Source organism: Bradyrhizobium daqingense (assembly GCF_021044685.1).
Lineage (GTDB): Bacteria > Pseudomonadota > Alphaproteobacteria > Rhizobiales > Xanthobacteraceae > Bradyrhizobium > Bradyrhizobium daqingense.
In genome coordinates, this window is record NZ_CP088014.1 from 2381702 (window position 1) to 2399725 (window position 18024).

Genomic DNA, 18024 nt, shown 5'->3' on the forward strand with positions numbered 1-18024 from the left:
AGGGTGTGCCAGCGCGATACGGGTCCAATCCTTCTGAGAAAGGGCTGGTTTGCGGCGGCAATAGCCGATATCCCGGGAGAGATTTTGCAAGACCTCGTCTCATTGTCGCGAGACGGCGTCTTGCCGGTGAGACGAGGATGCGTGTCGAGATGAGCGAACCCGCCTATGTCGCGGTGGATTGGGGCACCAGCAGTTTTCGCCTGTGGCTGGTCGATCGCGCCGGCGGGGTGCTGGCAGGACGCCGCAGCGGCGAGGGCATGCTGGCTGCGGTCAAGATCGGATTCCCTGCCGTGCTGCAATCGCACCTTGCCGCGATTGAGGCGCCGGATCATCTGCCGGTTCTCGTCTGCGGTATGGCGGGCGCCAAGACCGGCTGGGTTGAGGCCGGTTATGTCGATACGCCCGCGCCGCTTGCGGCGATCCTGAAGCAGGCCGCGCGTGTGCCGGGCGAGGCGCGTGACATCCGCATCCTGCCGGGCATCGCCCAACGCGATCCCAAATCGCCTGACGTGATGCGCGGCGAGGAGACGCAATTGCTTGGCGCGCTCGGCCTCGATGCCGCCGGAGAGGCGCTGGTCTGTATGCCCGGCACGCATTCCAAATGGGTTTGGGTGAAGGACGGCGCGGTCGCGCACTTCTCCACCTTCATGACCGGCGAGCTGTTCAGTGCCGTCTCGCGCGAGACGATCTTGTCGCTTGCGGTCGCAGGCGCCGATGAAGCCGAGGATGTCGCAAGCTTCAAGGCGGCGGTCGTTGCAGCGTTCAAGGCGCCGGCCTTCGCCGCCAATCTTCTGTTCACCGCGCGGTCGCGTCAGTTGCTGTTCGGCGGCACGCCGGCTGCGGCGCGCGAAACGCTGTCGGGAACGTTGATCGGCGTCGAGCTCGCGGCCGGTCTTTCCGGTCCTGTGCCGGAAGCAGGCGTCAGGCTGATCGCCTCGGGGCGTCTTGCAATGCTGTACCGGCTCGCCTTCGATGCGCTGTCGGTTGCCGTTCATCCGATCGATGCCGATGAAGCCGTCCGCGGCGGCCTGTCGATGGCGGCCGCGGCGATCTGGACGAAGTGAGAGGATGACCGAGATGAGCGTTCCCTTCCCGCCGATGAAGCGTCCGCTGGTCGCGATCCTGCGCGGCGTCAAGCCAGAGGAGACCGAGCCGATCGTCGGTGTGCTGATCGAAGCCGGCATGACCGCGATCGAGATTCCCTTGAATTCGCCCGATCCGTTCCGCTCCATCGCGACCGCTGCGAAGCTCGCGCCTTCAGGTGTGCTGATCGGCGCCGGCACGGTGCTGACGGCAGCAGATGTCGATCGTCTCAACGATGTCGGCGGCAAGCTCATGGTTTCGCCCAATGTCGATATCGAAGTGCTCTCGCGCGCGCATCAGCATGGCATGGTCACGATGCCTGGCGTGTTCTCGCCGACCGAGGCGTTGCTGGCGGCGCGCTCCGGTGCGTCGAGCCTGAAATTCTTTCCGGCCAGCGTGCTCGGCGCCTCCGGCATCGCCGCGATCCGCGCCGTGCTGCCGACTGGGGTGATGATTGCCGCGGTCGGCGGCGTCTCCGACCAGAACTTTGCCGAATACATCAAGGGCGGCGTGACCGCGTTCGGCCTTGGCTCCAGCCTCTACAAGCCCGGCATGTCGGCCGCCGATGTCGCCGATCGTGCCAAGGTGACGATCACGGCCTACGATCGGGCGATTGCGAAAGATTGAGCCGGAACGGATACGCCTGGATCGACTCATAGTCTATTGTGCTGCGCAGCATCGCAATCGATGTCTGCACACCGTGTGCAAGTGACTGGCTGAATCAGGAGACCGACATGGCGATCAACAACGTGGCCGATCTGTTCGTGGCAACGCTCGAACAAGCCGGGGTCAAGCGCATTTACGGCATCGTCGGCGACAGTCTGAATGCGATCACCGAGGCGCTGCGCCGCCGGGGCACCATCGAATGGATCCATGTCCGGCACGAGGAGGTCGCAGCGTTCGCCGCCGCCGGCGAAGCCGAGATGACGGGAAGCCTCGCCGTCTGCGCTGGCTCCTGCGGTCCCGGCAACCTGCATCTGATCAATGGCCTGTTCGATGCGCATCGCAGCCGGGTTCCCGTGCTGGCCATCGCAGCGCAAATCCCCTCGGCCGAGATCGGCGGCGGCTATTTCCAGGAAACCCACCCGCAGAACCTGTTCCGCGAATGCAGCCATTATTGCGAGCTGGTCTCGGACCCGAGCCAGCTTCCCTACGTGCTGGAGAACGCGATCCGCGCGGCAGTGGGCCTGCGCGGCGTTGCCGTCGTCGCCATGCCCGGCGACGTCGCTTTCCGCAGCCCGCCCAAGCGTGCGCTGTCGACCACGCGCGGCCTTGCGCTGGCGCCGCCGAAAATCGTCCCGCAGGCGGACGAGCTGAAGGCGCTCGCGGATCTCCTCGACGGCGCCGAACGCATCACGCTGTTCTGCGGCCGCGGCTGCGCCGGCGCGCATGCGCCCTTGATGCAGCTCGCTGAAGCCTTGAAGAGCCCGATCGTCCATGCGCTCGGCGGCAAGGAGCATGTCGAATACGACAATCCCTATGACGTCGGCATGACCGGCTTCATCGGCTTCTCCTCGGGCTATGCGGCCATGCACGCCTGCGACACGCTGGTGATGCTCGGGACCGATTTTCCCTACAAGCAGTTCTTCCCGACCGACTGCCAGATCGCGCAGATCGACATCCGTCCGGAAAATCTGGGCCGGCGCTGCAAGATCGATCTCGGTCTCGTCGGCGACGTCAAGCTCACCATCGAGGCGCTGCTGCCGCTGCTCAAGTCCAAGACGCAGCGCAAGCACCTCGACGACGCGGTCGGGCACTACAAGAAGGCACGCGAAGGGCTCGATTCGCTGGCCAAGGGTACACCAGGCAGCAAGCCGATCCACCCGCAATACCTCGCGAAGGTCATCAGCGACCATGCGAGCAATGATGCCGTGTTCACCGCCGATGTCGGCACGCCGACGGTATGGGCCGCGCGCTATCTCGACATGAACGGCCGCCGTCGGCTGATCGGCTCCTTCGTGCACGGCTCGATGGCGAACGCCATGCCGCAGGCGATCGGCGCGCAGGCTGCGCAGCCCGGCCGGCAGGTGATCTCACTGTCGGGCGACGGCGGCTTCACCATGCTGATGGGCGATCTGATCACGCTGACGCAAGAGAAGCTGCCGGTGAAGGTGGTCGTGTTCAACAACGGCGTGCTCGGCTTCGTCGCGCTGGAGATGAAGGCGGCCGGCTTCGTCGACACCAATGTCGATCTGGAGAATCCTGATTTCGCCGCGATGGCGCGCGCCATGGGCATCTTCGCCAAACGCGTCGAGGATCCCGGCGAGCTGCCCGGCGCGGTCAAGGAGATGCTGGCGCATGATGGGCCGGCACTGCTCGACGTCGTCACCGCCAAGCAGGAGCTGTCGATGCCGCCGACCATCACCGCCGAGCAGGTCAAGGGTTTCAGCCTCTGGGTGCTGCGCGCGGTGATGAACGGCCGCGGCGACGAGGTGCTGGATCTCGCGAAGACGAATCTCTTGCCGCGATGATTGCCAAGCAGTCGGGTCACTTCTCGCAACGGGAGAGGTGATCACCGGCTGCGCCGCCTCACCCCCGCTTCACCGAAGGCGCGGGCAGCCGCTCCGGGCGGTTCTGAAAGCGCTGCCAGTGCAGCACGCTGCCGATCAGCAGCGCCGGCAGGAAGCCGAGCATGATCAGGAAATGCGGCAGCTGCGCCGGCGAGACGAATGCAATTGCGATGTCAGAGATCAACCAGAGCGCCGCGAACATCACCGCGAAATCCAGGCGCGGGCAACGAAGGTAGTAGAACACGGCGGTGATGATCACGGCGGGCCCGATCGCAATGCCGATCATAACGGCCGTCAGCTCCGTCGGCGTCAGCGCGTCGAGCACCATGGAGGCCAGCAGCCCGAGTGCGGCGAACATGGCGATGATGTCGAGTGGATGCCGCAACAGAGTACCTCTTACGGGACGCGCTATCGTTGTGGCCGGGACCACGGCCGTCAAGTAAAATACGCTTATTCCTCGTCACTTCCAGGCGTTGGCCGCAACATGAAATGACCGAAGGCGGTGGCGATCGGCTTCTCCGCATCGTCCTGCCAGGCCCGCGCCTCGAAGGCGACGATGCGCCGGCCTTGCTTCACGATCGAGACGTTGGCGAAGGTGTCGAGCGCGCGACCTGAGCGCAAGTAATTGACGGTGAGGCCGATCGGCTTCGGCGGCGCGGCCGTACCGAGCTCGCGTGCCACGCCGATGATCGCGGTGGTCTCGAGGAAGGCACCGGTCATGCCGCCATGGATCGCGGGCAGGATCGGATTGCCGATGATCTTCGGCGAGAACGGCATCGTCAGCGTGCCGTCGTCGTTGACGCGGATGCCGAGGCAGCGTGCGAACGGGCTGTTCGCGAACGGGCCATCCGGATCCTCCGGCGCCTCCAGCGTCGGGATGTCGCGTGCATCCATCCGGCGGTCGGCGAGCATGTTGGTGCGATTGGCGCCGATCATGAAGCAGGCCGTCGCGGTCGCGACAGGATCGTCTTCGGACTCCTGGTACGCGGTGGAGCGGACGAAGGCGATCGAGCGCGTGGTGCGGTAGCAGACCGAATGCGCCTTGATGTCGAGGCCGGGCGTTGCCGGCTTCTGGTAGTCGATGCGCAGGTCGAGGGTTGCGATCGCGCGCGTGCCGTCGAGCGCAAGCTGCACCGCCATGCCGCAGCTCTCGTCCAGCATCGCAGTGACGACACCGCCATGCAAAACGCCGGTCTCGGCGTCGCCGACGAAGACGGGGCGGTAGGGCAGGCTGGACCAGGCCTCGCCGGGCGCGAAGCGGTCGAGCTGGAGCCCGCTGATATGGCCGTAATCGGAGCGACGGCCCTGGATCGCCTCGGCGAGTTCCTCGAAGGGGAGCGTAGCAGGTAACGTGGACATAATGACGTTCTAGACCAGCGGCGGGCGCCGTGCAAAAGCCCGTATGGACATCGCGGGTCGGCCGCGGCCGGTTTGGCCTCGACAGGGCGGGCCGAAGCGACGATGGTGGGGCTTCGTTCGTTCGATTAGCCGCAAGGAGCACCCATGGCCGACCCCGAAACGCCCTCGACCGTCCAGGGGCCCGTCATCATTTCGAGCTCCAGCGCCGAGCGGGCGCCGATCATCTATTTCGACGGTGCCTCCTGCTTCGGCCATCACAATGGCGCGATCCAGATCGAGCTCGCCGCAAATCTCCTGATGCCGGTCGGCGCCGCGGTCAGGGTCGACGTGGTCCAGACCGCGCACTTGCGTTGCAGCGTGGCCGCAGCGCTGGCCCTGCGCGAAGCTCTCGACAAGGCGCTGGCGATGTACAAGCAGGGTCAGCAGCAGCCGAACGAGGAGATCCCTGCGGTGAAGAACTGAGGTTGCAGGTGCGATCGCCGTTCGCGCGATCGCAGTCTCTCAGCCCACATGCACCTTCGGCTTCTGGCCACCGTTCCACTTGCCGTCGAGTGCGCGCTCGATCTGGGCGGCGAGCTGGAGCAAGAGGCCGTCATTGGCCTGCTTGGCGATGGCTTGGATGCCGAGCGGCAGGCCGTGGTCTTGCGCTGCCATCGGCATCGAGATCGCGGGGATGCCGCAGAGATTGGCGAGCGGCGTGAAGGCGAAGAAGCGCCAGAGATTGTCGAACCAGTCGCGCACATCGGGATTGTCGGAGATGGTGAGATATTCCCTGGTGCCGACCTTCGGCGTCGGCAGCGCGGTGATCGGGGTCAGGATCACGTCCCATTGCTCGAAGAACGTGCCGAAGCCGCGCGAGGTCGTGTTGAACACGGCCTGCATCTTCGCTCGCTCGGCAAAGCTTGTGTGCCGGCCGGCTTCCCAGATGCGGATGTTCATGGGCTCGATCAGATCTTCTGGCGGCGTCTCCAGCCCGCGCGCGGCGAGCATGTTGGAGATCACCACTGCGAAATTCGAGATGTAGCAGGTGGTCTGCGCGGCGAATGCGGCGCGGAAGTCGAGCTCGGGCAGGGCGTAGTCGACTTGATGGCCGAGGCCTTCGAGGAAGCGGCCGGTCTTCTCCAGCTCGGTCGCGAGCTCTGGTGTCGCGGTGTAATCGCCCCAGCTGTGCGAGAGCGCGATGCGGAGCTTGCCGGGATCGCGCTTGATCATTTCGGAATAGGGCTGCGCCGTGGTCCAGAACGGCATGAACTCGCCGGGCGCAGGTCCGCGCGCATGATCGACGAAGGCGGCTGTGTCGCGCACCGAACGCGACTGGCAGCCCTGGATCGAGACGAGACCGTTGAGATCGGACATGTGCGGGGCGAGCGAGAACACGCCGCGCGAGACCTTCAGCCCGATATTGCCGTTGACGCCGGCGGGAATGCGGATCGAGCCGCCGCCGTCGGTCGCATGCGCGATCGGCACCACGCCGGCGGCCACCATCGCGGCGCTGCCGGCCGACGAGCCGCAGGTGGTGTAGTCGGTATTCCAGGGATTGCGCGTGACGTAGACGGCGGGATTGTCGGCCGAGCTGCACACGCCGAATTCCGGCGTCGTGGTGCGCCCGATCAGGTTGAGCCCTGCCTGGCGGAATTTTCCGGTGAGGAAGGTGTCGGCCGCCGCGCGATTGCCGCGCATCAGCAGCGAGCCCATCTCCTGGAGTCGGCCCTTCATGGTCGGTCCCAGATCCTTCATCAGGAAGGGCAGGCCGGCGAACGGGCCGGAGAGGTTGGCGCCGTCCTTGGCGGGGTCGGCGATCACGTCCTCGAACAGCTCGACCACGCCCGACAACGCCGGATTGACCTTGGCGACCCCGGCTGCGGCCTGGCGCGCCAGCTCCTTTGCCGTCAGCTCGCCCTTGCGGACGCGGGCGGCCAGCGCCACGCCGTCATGCTGCGCCCATTCATTCCAGCTCATCGGCAAAGTCATGTAGTCAAAATCCCCTTGGGTGACGGCGCTCCCTTCCTTTCGCAAAGGCCGGCGTGAATCAACCGAGCCGCCGCGAGGGGCAGGGTTGCATGGGGCGGAGAGGCGGCGGGGGCGCGGGGCTGCAGGCCGTCTCAATCCGACAGTCGCGCGATCGCTGCAACCGGTCCGCCGCCTGGCGGTCCCTGATGCTCCGCGCCGCCGGAGACGTAGACCGCGCTGGTGCCGGCAAGGCCCGCGATCAGCCCGCCCACGGCGGCGCGTGCGTGGCGCGTCGAGCTGATGTCGGTGTCCTCCAGCATGGTGTGGCGGAAGCTACGCACGGTGCCGTCAGGTGAGGCCTCGGCCTTGGCGAAGATGTTGACGAGCTCGCGGCCCGCTTGCGCTTGAGATGCGATGCCCAGCCCAACACTTTGCAGCGCTGCGCTCACCGCCGTGGCGTCGATGGCATCGTCCATCACGGCATGCCCGATCTCGAACGCGCTCACCGACGATGCCGAATTACCGAGCACGATGACGACGTTGTGCATCAGCTCGATGCCGGCTGAGGTGGAGGCGACCGTCGAGAACAGGTCGTAGCGCCGCAGCACGTGCTCGTCGCGGACATCGGGTGCGATCTCGCCGAGCGCGACCGCGACGCCGAGCGCGGAGGCGCCGCGGGAATAGGCCATCGAATTGTAGGCACTGGTGGTCACTGTCTTGTTGCCACGCGCGCTGGCGGCTTCGACGCGATCGCTGGTGAGCAGCGGGCACTTGATCTGTACGAAATGGACATCGGCAGGATCGAGGATGCCGGCATCCTTCATCGCCGCCTTCACCGCCTCTGCCGTCTCGACGATCTGCGCGGTCCGTCCGAGCTCCTCGGGCAGGAAGTCGCGCGTCTGCGCTATGCCGATGCTCAGGCGCTTGACGGACAGGAGCGCCGGCCGCCCTTCAACTTCGCGCCGCGTGAACACCGTGATGTGCGGACTGAGCACGCCTTCGGTGCCGCCGGACATCACGAAGGCGATGCGCTGCTCGACCTCGTGCGGCGTCAGCGCCAGGCGCGGCGCCAGCGCCGTGCACAGCGCTGCCACGGCATATTCCCGCGTGAAATCGTTGACGCCGCCATTGCCTTCGGTCTTGCCGAGGATCGCCAGGATCTCACGGGGATCGATCGCGCCGGAGTCGATCATGCTCATGAGGCCGGAGACGTCGCCGGGTCCCTTGGTGGCGATCCTGACGACGCCGGCCGATGTGGTGCGCATGAATGGTCCTCAGAATTCGGTGGTCCGGCGAGTCCACCAGCCGTGGAACGGAGGCTGCTGTCAATCCCCGCCGCCAGGACGACAAAAGGCGTAGAGTCCTCGTACCAAGAGCGCCCGCGCCATCCCCACGAATGTGGCGAGATCGCATCGGTTCAACAAAAAATCCCTTGTCGACGATCCTCCGCTGTACCTTGATGAATCAACCCCGCTTGGTCCATAAGCGGCGTCCCGTGGCCGGTGGTTCGCCGCCGCGTCGCGTGCTTGGATAGAGGATTCTCGCGTGGCAAACATCAACCAGAAGATTGCGCAGGAGCTTGGGGTTCGGGCCGAGCAGGTCGAGGCTGCGGTGACGCTGCTCGACGGCGGCGCCACGGTTCCCTTCATCGCCCGCTACCGCAAGGAAGCGACCGGTGCGCTCGACGACGCGCAATTGCGCACCCTGGAGGAGCGCCTGGTGTATCTGCGCGAGCTCGAGGACCGCCGCAAGGCCATCCTCGAATCGGTCCGCGAGCAGGGCAAGCTCGACGCCGCGCTCGAAGCTTCCATTCTCGCCGCCGACAGTAAAGCGCGCCTCGAAGACATCTATCTGCCGTTCAAGCCGAAGCGCCGTACCAAGGCGGAGATTGCCAAGGAAGCCGGTCTCGAGCCGCTCGCCAATCAGCTGCTGGCGGAGCCCGGCAATGATCCCAAGGTCGTCGCCGAAAGCTTCGTCAACGCCGAGAAGGGCGTCGCGGACGCCGCCGCCGCACTCGACGGCGCCCGCGCTATCCTGGTCGAACGCTTCGACGAGGACGCCGACCTGATCGGCGCCCTGCGCGAGGAGATGTGGACCAATGCGCGCATGGCCTCCAAGGTGCGCGACGGCAAGAAGACCGAGGGCGAGAAGTTCGCCGACTATTTCGATTTCTCCGAGCCGCTGACCAAGCTGCCCTCGCACCGCATCCTCGCGATGTTCCGTGGCGAGAAGGAAGAGATCCTCGATCTGCAGATCCAGGCCGAGGCCGAGGCGCCGCCGCCGGGCGTGCCGAGCGCCTACGAATTGAAGATCATGAAGCGGTTCGGCATCGGCGATCTCAAGCGTGCCGGGGACCGTTGGCTGATCGATACCGTGCGCTGGGCGTGGCGCACCAAGATCCAGGTGCATCTCAACATCGATTTGCGTATGCGGCTGTGGAACGCGGCCGAGACCGAGGCCGTGCGCGTGTTCGCCTCGAATCTGCGCGACCTGCTGCTGGCGGCGCCCGCGGGCACCCGCGTTACCATGGGGCTCGATCCCGGTTACCGCACCGGCGTCAAGGTCGCCGTCGTCGATGCCACCGGCAAGGTGGTCGATACTGCCGTGATCTATCCGCACGAGCCGCAGCGGCAGTGGAACGAGTCGCTTGCGATCCTCGGCAGGCTCGCAATGAAGCATCGTGTCGAGCTGATCGCGATCGGCAACGGCACCGCCTCGCGCGAGACCGACAAGCTCGCCGCCGATCTCGTCAAAGGCCTTCCGGAACTGAAGATGAACAAGATCGTCGTGTCGGAAGCCGGCGCCTCGGTCTATTCGGCCTCGGCTTTCGCCTCGGAGGAATTGCCGGGCCTCGACGTCACCCTGCGCGGCGCGGTCTCGATCGCGCGGCGGTTGCAGGATCCGCTCGCCGAGCTGGTCAAGATCGAGCCAAAGGCGATCGGCGTCGGCCAATATCAGCACGACCTCGGCCAGGCCAAGCTCGCCAAATCGCTCGATGCCGTGGTCGAAGATTGCGTGAACGCCGTCGGCGTCGACGTCAACACCGCCTCCGCGCCGCTGCTGGCGCGCGTGTCGGGCGTGGGCTCCGGCCTTGCGCAGAGCATCGTGGCGCACCGTGACGCCAACGGCCCGTTCAAATCGCGCAAGGCGCTCAAGGATGTGCCGAGGCTCGGCCCTAAGGCATTCGAACAATGCGCGGGCTTCTTGCGCATCCTCGGCGGCGAGGATCCGCTCGATGCTTCCGGCGTGCATCCGGAAGCCTATCCCGTGGTGCGCCGGATCCTCGCGGCGACCAAGAGCGACATCAAGGCGCTGATCGGCTCGAGCGAGATCGTGCGCACGCTGAAGCCGAAGGATTTCGTCGACGAGACCTTCGGCCTGCCGACCGTCACCGACATCCTGCGCGAGCTCGAAAAGCCCGGCCGCGACCCGCGCCCGGCGTTCAAGGCCGCGGTGTTCAAGGAGGGCGTCGAGGAGATCAAGCATCTCCAGAAGGGCATGATCCTCGAGGGCACCGTGACCAACGTCGCCGCCTTCGGCGCCTTCGTTGACATCGGCGTGCACCAGGACGGCCTCGTGCACATCTCGGCGATGTCCAAGAATTACATCAAGGATCCGCGCGAGGTGGTGAAGCCCGGCGACATCGTCAAGGTGAAGGTGCTGGACTTCGAGGTCGCCCGCAAGCGCATCTCGCTGACGCTGCGCCTCGACGACGAGGTCGGCGCCAAGAAGGACGCCCCCGGCATGCAGCGCGACAACAGTCGCAACACGTCCCGCATGACGTCTTCGGCGCCGCGCAAGCAGGAATCGTCCGGTGGCGGCGGCGCGCTTGCCGAGGCCATGCGCCGCGCGGCGGAGAAGAACAACGGCAAGCGGGTGTGAGCTAGTCCTCTCCCGCCTTCTCGCCAAAGGACAGCTCTATCCACGTCCTTGCGAGCGTAGCGAAGCAATCCAGAATCCCTCCGCGGAAACACCCTGGATTGCTTCGCTGCGCTCGCAATGACGCGGAGAAATTCATTCGCCTACAGCTCGATCACGCCGCGTCGAGCCGCATGCGCGACCGCGTCCGTGCGTCCGGTCGCATCGAGCTTGTCGAGCAGCGAGCCGACATGGAATTTCACGGTATGCACGGAGATGCCGAGCTGGCGCGCGATCATCTTGTTGGAAGCGCCCTCGGCCATCAACGCCAGCACGTCGAGCTCGCGCTGCGTCAGCGCGATGTCGTCCGGCATGACGCGCGGATCGCGGGCGACCACCGTCGCCGCAGCTGGCTCGCCGGGCGCCGCAAGGCGAATCCCGGCGACGCTGCCGAGCAGCTTCGCCAGGCGATCGGCGAGAGCGGGATCGTCGATTTCCAGGGCCAGCACAACCTCGGGTGAATTGTTCGCGCTCACGCCTCCGGCCTCTCGCCGACCGTGACCTTGAAGCTGGCCGGCTCGCCTCCGCGGCGCACCGCGATGTCGATCACCGCGCCGACGCTCGACGGTCCCAGCGCCTGCGACAGCGCGCGGACGCCGGACAATTTCTGGTCGTTGACCGCCACGATCACGTCGCCCTGGCGGATGCCTGCGGCAGCCGAAGGTCCAGCCTCGTCGACATTCATCACCATCGCGCCGATGCCGTCGTCGAGCCGCACCGGCTGGAGCCCCAGGCCGAGATAGCCGCGCGCGATGCGGCCGCGCGCCTCGAGCTGGGACGCGATCCGTTCGATCGTCGCCGTCGGGATCACCAGCACCCGCCGCGGGCCGAGCACGGCCATGCCGAAGGCGTCGCCCGATGCATCGAGCGCGAGCCCGCCCTGCTGGCTGCCGCGCAGGCGGACATCGAGCTCGATCCGCGCGTCGATGTCGCCGCCGCGCAAGGAGCGCCAGCTCTTGCCGGATGCCGATACCATTCCGAGCGCCGCGCTCGGCGCATCGCGGTTGGTGGCAACCACCGCCGACAGGGCCCCGAGGGGCGGGACCGTCGCTGACAGCTTGACCGGCGTGAGGGAAGCCTCGGTGCGCAGCAGTGCGATGTCGGTCGTATGGTCGCGGCCGGCGATCGTGGCGGCCGCCCGGCTGCCGTCGGGCAGGCCGATCTCGACAGCACCCTCGTCGGCCAGTGCCTCGTCGGCGGTGATGATCAGACCATCCTTCCAGGCGAAGCCGGTGGCGCGGGCGCGATGCGAATGCACGGAGACAACGGACGGCGCGGTGCGCGCCACGACGTCCGCAAGTGCGGACGATAGGGCAGTCAGGTCGGTCATGGCAGGCTCCTGTAACTGTCCTCAATCTGGGGCGTCGCAGGCGTTTGCGAAACTGGCCGGGTGGCCAGGACATTGGGGCCTCCCTCCGGAGGGCCAAAGCCGACGAACATGTGATTGGGAGCCGCTCACGGGAACGTGTAGCAATCGGCCCGACATTGCGCCCGACGGCCCTCAACCATTGCAGCGAGCTCCGCCCGATGACCATCGATCTCACCCGCCGCACCCTGCTTCAGCTCGCTGGCACGACCTCGCTGGCGATGGCCGCCGCAGCCGCGGCACGCGCCGAGGGCCATGCGCAGGGCGGCGGGCCGACCTATGCCAGCCGGACGCCGATGCGTGTCGGCATGGTGACGCTCCGGGTCAGGAATCTCGACAAGGTTGCCGATTACTACCGCGACGTGATCGGGCTCACCGTGATGGAACGCTCGGGCACCGCTGCGAAGCTCGGCACATCAGGCGTCACGCTGCTGGTGCTGGAAGCCCGTCCCGATGCGGCGATCGAGCCGCGCACCGCGGCCGGTCTCTATCACACCGCGTTCCTGATGCCGACGCGGAAGGATCTCGCGCGCTGGCTGGTCCATGCCGCCTCGCATCGTGTGCCGCTGTCGGGCTTTTCTGATCATCTCGTCTCTGAATCGGTCTATCTCGACGACCCCGAGGGCAACGGCATCGAGGTCTATGCCGATCGCGATCCCTCGCAATGGCAGTGGAGCGAGGGCAGCGTGAAGATGGCAACCGACGAACTCAACATCCCTGATCTGCTGTCGCTGACAAACCCGCGCATTCCTGATTATGCCAAGGCGCCGGACGGAATGCGCATCGGTCACATGCACCTGCGCGTCGGCGATCTCGCGCAGGCCGAAAGCTTCTATCACGGGGCCATCGGTCTCGATCCGACCCGCCGCCGTAGCGGCGCCGCGTTCCTGTCGTCGGGCCGCTATCACCATCACCTCGGCATGAACGTCTGGCAGAGTCAGGGCGCCGGCCAACGCGACGATCAGAGCACGGGCCTTGCCTGGTTCTCGCTGGTGATGGCCAAGCCGGAATTGCTCGCCGCGCAGGAAGAGCGCCTGCGCAAGGGTGGCGTGAAGATCACGACGATCGCGGATGGGGTCGAGGCGATCGATCCCTGGGGCACGCGTGTGCGGCTGCTCAGGGTTTGATCGCAGGCGCGGGCATTGGTAAGACCGATCGTGCGCGAACCAATTGACCGGGAGCCACATCCGATATGTCCGAACTCCACGGCGTCTTCCCCTATCTCGTCTCGCCTGTCGATGCCGATGGCGCTGTCCGAACCGAAGTTCTCGCAAAGCTCTGCGACGACCTGATCGGCGCCGGCGTGCATGGCTTGACCCCGCTGGGCTCGACCGGCGAGTTCCCCTATCTCGATGCCGCGCAACGCTTGGCGATCGTGCAGACCACGATCGAAGCCGCCAAGGGCCGTGTGCCGGTCGTGGCCGGCGTCGCCTCCACCTCGACGGCAGACGCGGTGGCGCAGGCGAGGGCATATCAGAAGCTCGGCGCTAACGGCATCCTTGCGATTTTGGAGGCTTATTTTCCGCTCGCCGATTCGCAAGTGGAATCCTACTTCCGTGCCATCGCCGATGCCGTGGACATCCCCGTCGTCATCTACACCAATCCGCAATTCCAGCGATCCGATCTCACGCTCGACGTCATCGCACGCCTCGCCGAGCATCCGCGCATCGGCTACATCAAGGACGCCTCGACCAATACCGGGCGGCTGCTCTCGATCATGAACCGTTGCGGCGATTCTTTGCGCGTGTTCTCGGCCTCCGCCCATATCCCTGCCGCGGTGATGCTGATCGGCGGGTTCGGCTGGATGGCCGGGCCTGCCTGCATCATCCCGCGCCAGAGCGTTGCGCTCTACGAGCTCTGCAAGGCCCGTCGCTGGGACGAGGCGATGGCACTGCAGCGCCGGCTGTGGCGCATCAACGAGGCATTCGCCCGCTTCAATCTCGCCGCCTGCATCAAGGCCGGCCTGTCGATCCAGGGCTACGACGTCGGCGACCCCGTCCCGCCGCAGGTGCCGCTGGCGGCCGACGCACGCAAGATCGTGGAGGCGGCGTTGCGCGAGCTGGCCTAGCTGCTTGCACGCGGCAATTTGCCCCGGCACCCGTGCCGGACGCAAAAAGGTCATTACCTCCCGGAGAAACTTCCGTTCGTTTGCGACGTTGCTGCGTGAGCGAGGTCTGTCACCCCATGCATGTGCGTCCCGATAGCGTATCCGGCACAAGAGACGGTGATCCCCGATGAATCGTCGCTATGCGATTGCCGCGGCCGTCGCCGCCGGCCTGCTCCTCGCCGTCACGTCCGCGAAGATCCTGCATGTCCCGATCTCGTTCGCCCCATGGGCGGCGCCATCCGCCCGCGCCGTCGAGCAGCGCGGCCCGCTGTCCGATGGCGAAAAGGCAACCATCGACATCTTCGAGCGCGTATCACCTTCGGTCGTCCAGGTTGCCGTCAAGTCGGACGCCAATCCTCTCATGGGCGAGGAAGGGCAGGGCGGCGGCGGCGCTTCCGGTACGGGGTTCGTTTGGGATCGCGACGGGCACCTCGTGACGAACAACCATGTCGTTGCCAATGGCAACGAGATCGCCGTGCGCTTCGCCTCGGGTGAGGTGGCCGAGGTTGATCTCGTCGGCCGGGCTCCCAATTACGACCTCGCGGTGTTGCGGATCCGCAGCGTGCGCCAGCTTCCGCCGCCGATCGCACTCGGCAGCTCGAACGATTTGAAGGTCGGACAATCCGCTTTCGCGATCGGCAATCCCTTTGGGCTGGATCAATCGATGACCAGCGGCATCATCAGCGCGCTCAAGCGCAGGCTCCCGACCCATGGCGGCCGGGAGATCGCCAACGTCATTCAGACGGATGCGGCGATCAACCCGGGCAATTCGGGCGGGCCGCTGCTGGATTCTGCCGGCCGGCTGATCGGCGTCACCACGGCGATCATCTCGCCGTCGGGATCGAATGCCGGCATCGGCTTCGCGGTGCCGGTCGATGTCGTGAACCGGATTGTCCCCGAGCTCATCCGCAACGGCCGCGTGCCGACGCCCGGCATCGGTATCGTGGCCGCCGGCGAGGATGTCTCGACCCGGCTTGGCGTCGAAGGGGTGATCGTGGTGCGCACCGCGCCCGGCAGTCCGGCCGAGCGGGCTGGGATTCGCGGCGTCAACTTCTCGACGGGTGCGGTCGGAGATATCATCACCGCCGTCGAAGGCAAGCCGGTGCGGCGCCTCGCCGATTTGACCGATGCGCTGGAGCAGGTGGGCGCCGGGAAGTCCGTCCGCCTCACCGTCAAGCGGGGTTCGGACAGCCGCGACGTGAATGTCGGCATCATCGACATCGAGCGTTCCTGACGAACCATCTGACCTGGCAATCTCTGCCGCCAAAATGGGCGTGGCACGCAATGCAGATGTGCCGCGGCTCGGTTGTATCGACCGCAAAATCGGCTAAAACCGCCGCGGTCGTTTTCCGGATTTCAGGGACATAGCGGAATGAACATTCTTCCCGGCAATTTGCGTTTCGGAGCGGGGCAGCCCGTCAAGCGTTTGGAAGACCAGAGGCTGCTCACCGGGAAGGGACAGTTCATCGACGACAAGCCTGAGGAGGGCGCGCTGTGGTTGTACGTGCTGCGCTCGCCGCACGCCCACGCGAAGATTGCCTCGATCGACACCAGCGCCGCGGCGTCGATGCCTGGCGTCACCGCGATCTACACCGGCGCCGACCTCGTCAACGACGACATCGGCACCATTCCGACGCTGAACATCTTCAAGCGCCCCGACGGCAAGCCGATGACGGTGCCGCCGCGCCGCCTGCTCGCCCACGAGATCGTGCGCTATGCGGGCGAGGCCGTCGCCGCCGTGGTGGCGTCGTCGCGTGCCGACGCCCAGAGCGCGGCCGAAGCGATCATGGTCGAATATGACGTGCAGCCCGCGGTGGTCGATCCCGTCGAGGCGGTGAAATCAGGTGCGCCCGTGGTGTGGCCGGAGGCGCCCGACAACATCGTCGGCGCCATGAGCTATGGCGATGCCGCCAAGGTGGACGAGGCGTTGGCCAGGGCGGCGCACACCGTCGAGCTCGACATCGTCAGTCAGCGCCTGGTGCCCTCCGCGATGGAGCCGCGCTCAACCATCGCCGAGATCGACAAGAAGTCCGGACGTCTCCTCCTGCACGTGCAGTCGCAGACCCCGGCTTCGACGCGCGACGTGCTGGCGGAAGCCGTGCTGAAGCGTCCCAAGGACAGCGTGCGCGTGCTGGTCGGCGACATCGGCGGCGGCTTCGGCCAGAAGACCAATCTCTATCCCGAGGACGGCATCGTGGCCTATGCCGCGACCAAGCTGAACAAGAAGATCCGCTGGCGCGGCGATCGCACCGACGAGTTCGTCGGCGGCACCCATGGCCGCGATCTCACCTCGACGGCCTCGTTTGCCCTGGACGAAAAGGGCAAGGTGCTGGCTTATCGCGTCAAGTCGATCGGCTGCACCGGGGCCTATTCCTCCGGCGCTGCCAACATCATCCCGCTGGTGCTCGGGCCGTTCGTGCAGACCGGCGTCTACGATCTGCCGCTGGTGCATTTCGAGGTGAAGTCGGTGATGACCCACACCGCTCCGGTCGGCGCCTATCGCGGCGCGGGCCGTCCCGAGGCGGTGTTCATCGTCGAGCGCCTGTTCGACGCTGCTGCGCGCAAGATCGGCATGGATCCGCGCGCGATCCGCAAAGCCAACTACATCAAGCCGGCGCAGCTGCCGTACACGAATGCTGCGGGCCAGGTTTACGATTCCGGTGCCTTCGCGCATATGCTCGACCGCGCGGTGAAGCTTGCGGACTGGGACGGCTTTGCCGCGCGCAAAAAGGCGGCGAAGAAGAAGGGCCTGCTCTACGGCCGCGGGCTCACCTCTTATATCGAATGGACCGGAGGTCGCGCCCATACTGAGAAGGTCAGCCTGCATGCGACTTCGCAGGGCCGCGTCGTGCTGCATTCCGGCACCATGGCGATGGGGCAGGGACTGCAGACCACCTACACCCAGATGATCTCCGACACGCTCGGCATTCCCATGGACAAGATCGACGTCGTCCAGGGCGACACGGATCTCGCCATGGGCTTCGGCAGCGTCGGCTCGCGTTCGCTGTTCGTCGGCGGCACGGCGGTCGCGGTTTCCTCGAATGATCTCATCCAGAAGGCGCGCGAGAGGGCGGCGAACGTGCTGGAAACCTCGGTCGAGGACATCGAATATCAGGGCGGCATGCTCACCGTGGTCGGCACCGACCGCCGCATCAGCCTGTTCGATCTCGCGGAGAAGGAGAACGGCGCCAAGCTCAGCGTCGATTCCGAGGGCGAAGTCGATGGCCCGAGCTGGCCGAACGGCACGCATATCTGCGAGGTCGAGATCGACCCCGAGACCGGCGTCTCGCGCGTCGTGCGCTACACGACCGTCGACGACGTCGGCGTCGCCGTCAACCCGATGCTGGTGACGGGGCAGATCCATGGCGGCGTCGCGCAAGGCATCGGCCAGGCGCTGTATGAAGGCGTCTCCTACGACGCCGACGGCCAGCTCCTCACTGCGAGCTATCAGGACTACTGCATCCCGCGCGCCGACGACGTGCCGCCGATCGTGGTGACGCTGGATGATTCCGCGCCCTGCCGTACCAATCCGCTCGGTGCCAAGGGTTGCGGCGAATCCGGCGCCATCGGCGGCCCGCCCTGCGTCACCAACGGCGTGATGGACGCGCTGGCCGAGCTCGGCATCACCCAGCTGAACACGCCGCTGACGCCTCAGAAGATCTGGCAGGCGATCAGGGAGGCGAGGGCGGGTTAGGCCTTCAACGACACCGTCATTGCGAGCGCAGCGAAGC

The 18024-nt window shown here is 66.2% G+C and carries 15 protein-coding genes; 9 read left to right on the forward strand and 6 right to left on the reverse strand.

Features of this window, described 5'->3' with window-relative positions; translation table 11 throughout:
* Nucleotides 1–149 precede the first annotated feature (149 nt).
* The 3 genes from LPJ38_RS11405 to poxB all read left to right on the forward strand — a co-directional run bounded on the left by LPJ38_RS11405 (nucleotide 150) and on the right by poxB (nucleotide 3554).
* Nucleotides 150–1064, forward strand: a complete 915-nt coding sequence (locus LPJ38_RS11405) for a 2-dehydro-3-deoxygalactonokinase (protein WP_145633022.1) — start codon at nucleotides 150–152, stop codon at nucleotides 1062–1064.
* A gap of 13 nt (nucleotides 1065–1077) precedes the next feature.
* Nucleotides 1078–1710, forward strand: a complete 633-nt coding sequence (locus tag LPJ38_RS11410; protein ID WP_145633019.1) for a 2-dehydro-3-deoxy-6-phosphogalactonate aldolase — start codon at nucleotides 1078–1080, stop codon at nucleotides 1708–1710.
* 107 nt (nucleotides 1711–1817) lie between these two features.
* Nucleotides 1818–3554: a ubiquinone-dependent pyruvate dehydrogenase gene (poxB, locus tag LPJ38_RS11415; protein WP_145633016.1), complete on the forward strand. Its 1737-nt coding sequence runs from the start codon at nucleotides 1818–1820 to the stop codon at nucleotides 3552–3554.
* Nucleotides 3555–3612: 58 nt separating this feature from the next.
* On the opposite strand, the gene LPJ38_RS11420 is transcribed toward poxB, so the two are convergent.
* Complete coding sequence (locus LPJ38_RS11420; protein WP_167520451.1) at nucleotides 3613–3978, reverse strand: hypothetical protein; 366 nt, start codon at nucleotides 3976–3978, stop codon at nucleotides 3613–3615.
* A 65-nt stretch (nucleotides 3979–4043) separates the two neighbouring features.
* On the reverse strand, nucleotides 4044–4952 hold the full coding sequence (locus tag LPJ38_RS11425; RefSeq protein WP_145633012.1) for a PaaI family thioesterase: 909 nt from the start codon (nucleotides 4950–4952) through the stop codon (nucleotides 4044–4046).
* A 144-nt stretch (nucleotides 4953–5096) separates the two neighbouring features.
* On the opposite strand from LPJ38_RS11425, the gene LPJ38_RS11430 reads away from it, so the two are divergent.
* On the forward strand, nucleotides 5097–5414 hold the full coding sequence (locus LPJ38_RS11430) for a hypothetical protein (protein WP_008563405.1): 318 nt from the start codon (nucleotides 5097–5099) through the stop codon (nucleotides 5412–5414).
* Nucleotides 5415–5453: 39 nt separating this feature from the next.
* Here the strand turns inward: LPJ38_RS11430 and LPJ38_RS11435 are convergent, their stop codons facing one another.
* Together LPJ38_RS11435 and atzD are read right to left on the reverse strand one after the other, a co-directional pair.
* Nucleotides 5454–6923, reverse strand: a complete 1470-nt coding sequence (locus LPJ38_RS11435) for an amidase (protein WP_167520450.1) — start codon at nucleotides 6921–6923, stop codon at nucleotides 5454–5456.
* 131 nt (nucleotides 6924–7054) lie between these two features.
* A complete protein-coding gene (gene atzD / locus LPJ38_RS11440) occupies nucleotides 7055–8167 on the reverse strand; it encodes a cyanuric acid amidohydrolase (protein ID WP_145633009.1) in 1113 nt (370 codons plus the stop codon).
* 280 nt (nucleotides 8168–8447) lie between these two features.
* On the opposite strand from atzD, the gene LPJ38_RS11445 reads away from it, so the two are divergent.
* A complete protein-coding gene (locus LPJ38_RS11445) occupies nucleotides 8448–10784 on the forward strand; it encodes a Tex family protein (protein ID WP_167520449.1) in 2337 nt (778 codons plus the stop codon).
* A 140-nt stretch (nucleotides 10785–10924) separates the two neighbouring features.
* Here LPJ38_RS11445 and LPJ38_RS11450 read toward each other — a convergent pair whose 3' ends face one another.
* Nucleotides 10925–11296, reverse strand: a complete 372-nt coding sequence (locus tag LPJ38_RS11450; protein WP_145633003.1) for a response regulator transcription factor — start codon at nucleotides 11294–11296, stop codon at nucleotides 10925–10927.
* On the reverse strand, nucleotides 11293–12150 hold the full coding sequence (locus LPJ38_RS11455) for a S1C family serine protease (protein ID WP_145632999.1): 858 nt from the start codon (nucleotides 12148–12150) through the stop codon (nucleotides 11293–11295). Before LPJ38_RS11455 ends, LPJ38_RS11450 begins: the two co-directional genes overlap by 4 nt.
* Before the next feature lie 197 nt (nucleotides 12151–12347).
* On the opposite strand from LPJ38_RS11455, the gene LPJ38_RS11460 reads away from it, so the two are divergent.
* The 4 genes from LPJ38_RS11460 to LPJ38_RS11475 all read left to right on the forward strand — a co-directional run bounded on the left by LPJ38_RS11460 (nucleotide 12348) and on the right by LPJ38_RS11475 (nucleotide 17987).
* Entirely contained in the window at nucleotides 12348–13313 is a 966-nt protein-coding gene (locus tag LPJ38_RS11460) for a VOC family protein (protein WP_145632995.1), read from the forward strand.
* Nucleotides 13314–13378: 65 nt separating this feature from the next.
* On the forward strand, nucleotides 13379–14254 hold the full coding sequence (locus tag LPJ38_RS11465; RefSeq protein WP_145632991.1) for a dihydrodipicolinate synthase family protein: 876 nt from the start codon (nucleotides 13379–13381) through the stop codon (nucleotides 14252–14254).
* Nucleotides 14255–14420: 166 nt separating this feature from the next.
* On the forward strand, nucleotides 14421–15527 hold the full coding sequence (locus tag LPJ38_RS11470) for a S1C family serine protease (RefSeq protein ID WP_145632989.1): 1107 nt from the start codon (nucleotides 14421–14423) through the stop codon (nucleotides 15525–15527).
* 138 nt (nucleotides 15528–15665) lie between these two features.
* The gene (locus LPJ38_RS11475) at nucleotides 15666–17987 is read left to right on the forward strand and encodes a xanthine dehydrogenase family protein molybdopterin-binding subunit (RefSeq protein ID WP_145632985.1); all 2322 of its coding nucleotides are present in this window, start codon (nucleotides 15666–15668) and stop codon (nucleotides 17985–17987) included.
* The last annotated feature ends 37 nt before the right edge of the window (nucleotides 17988–18024 follow it).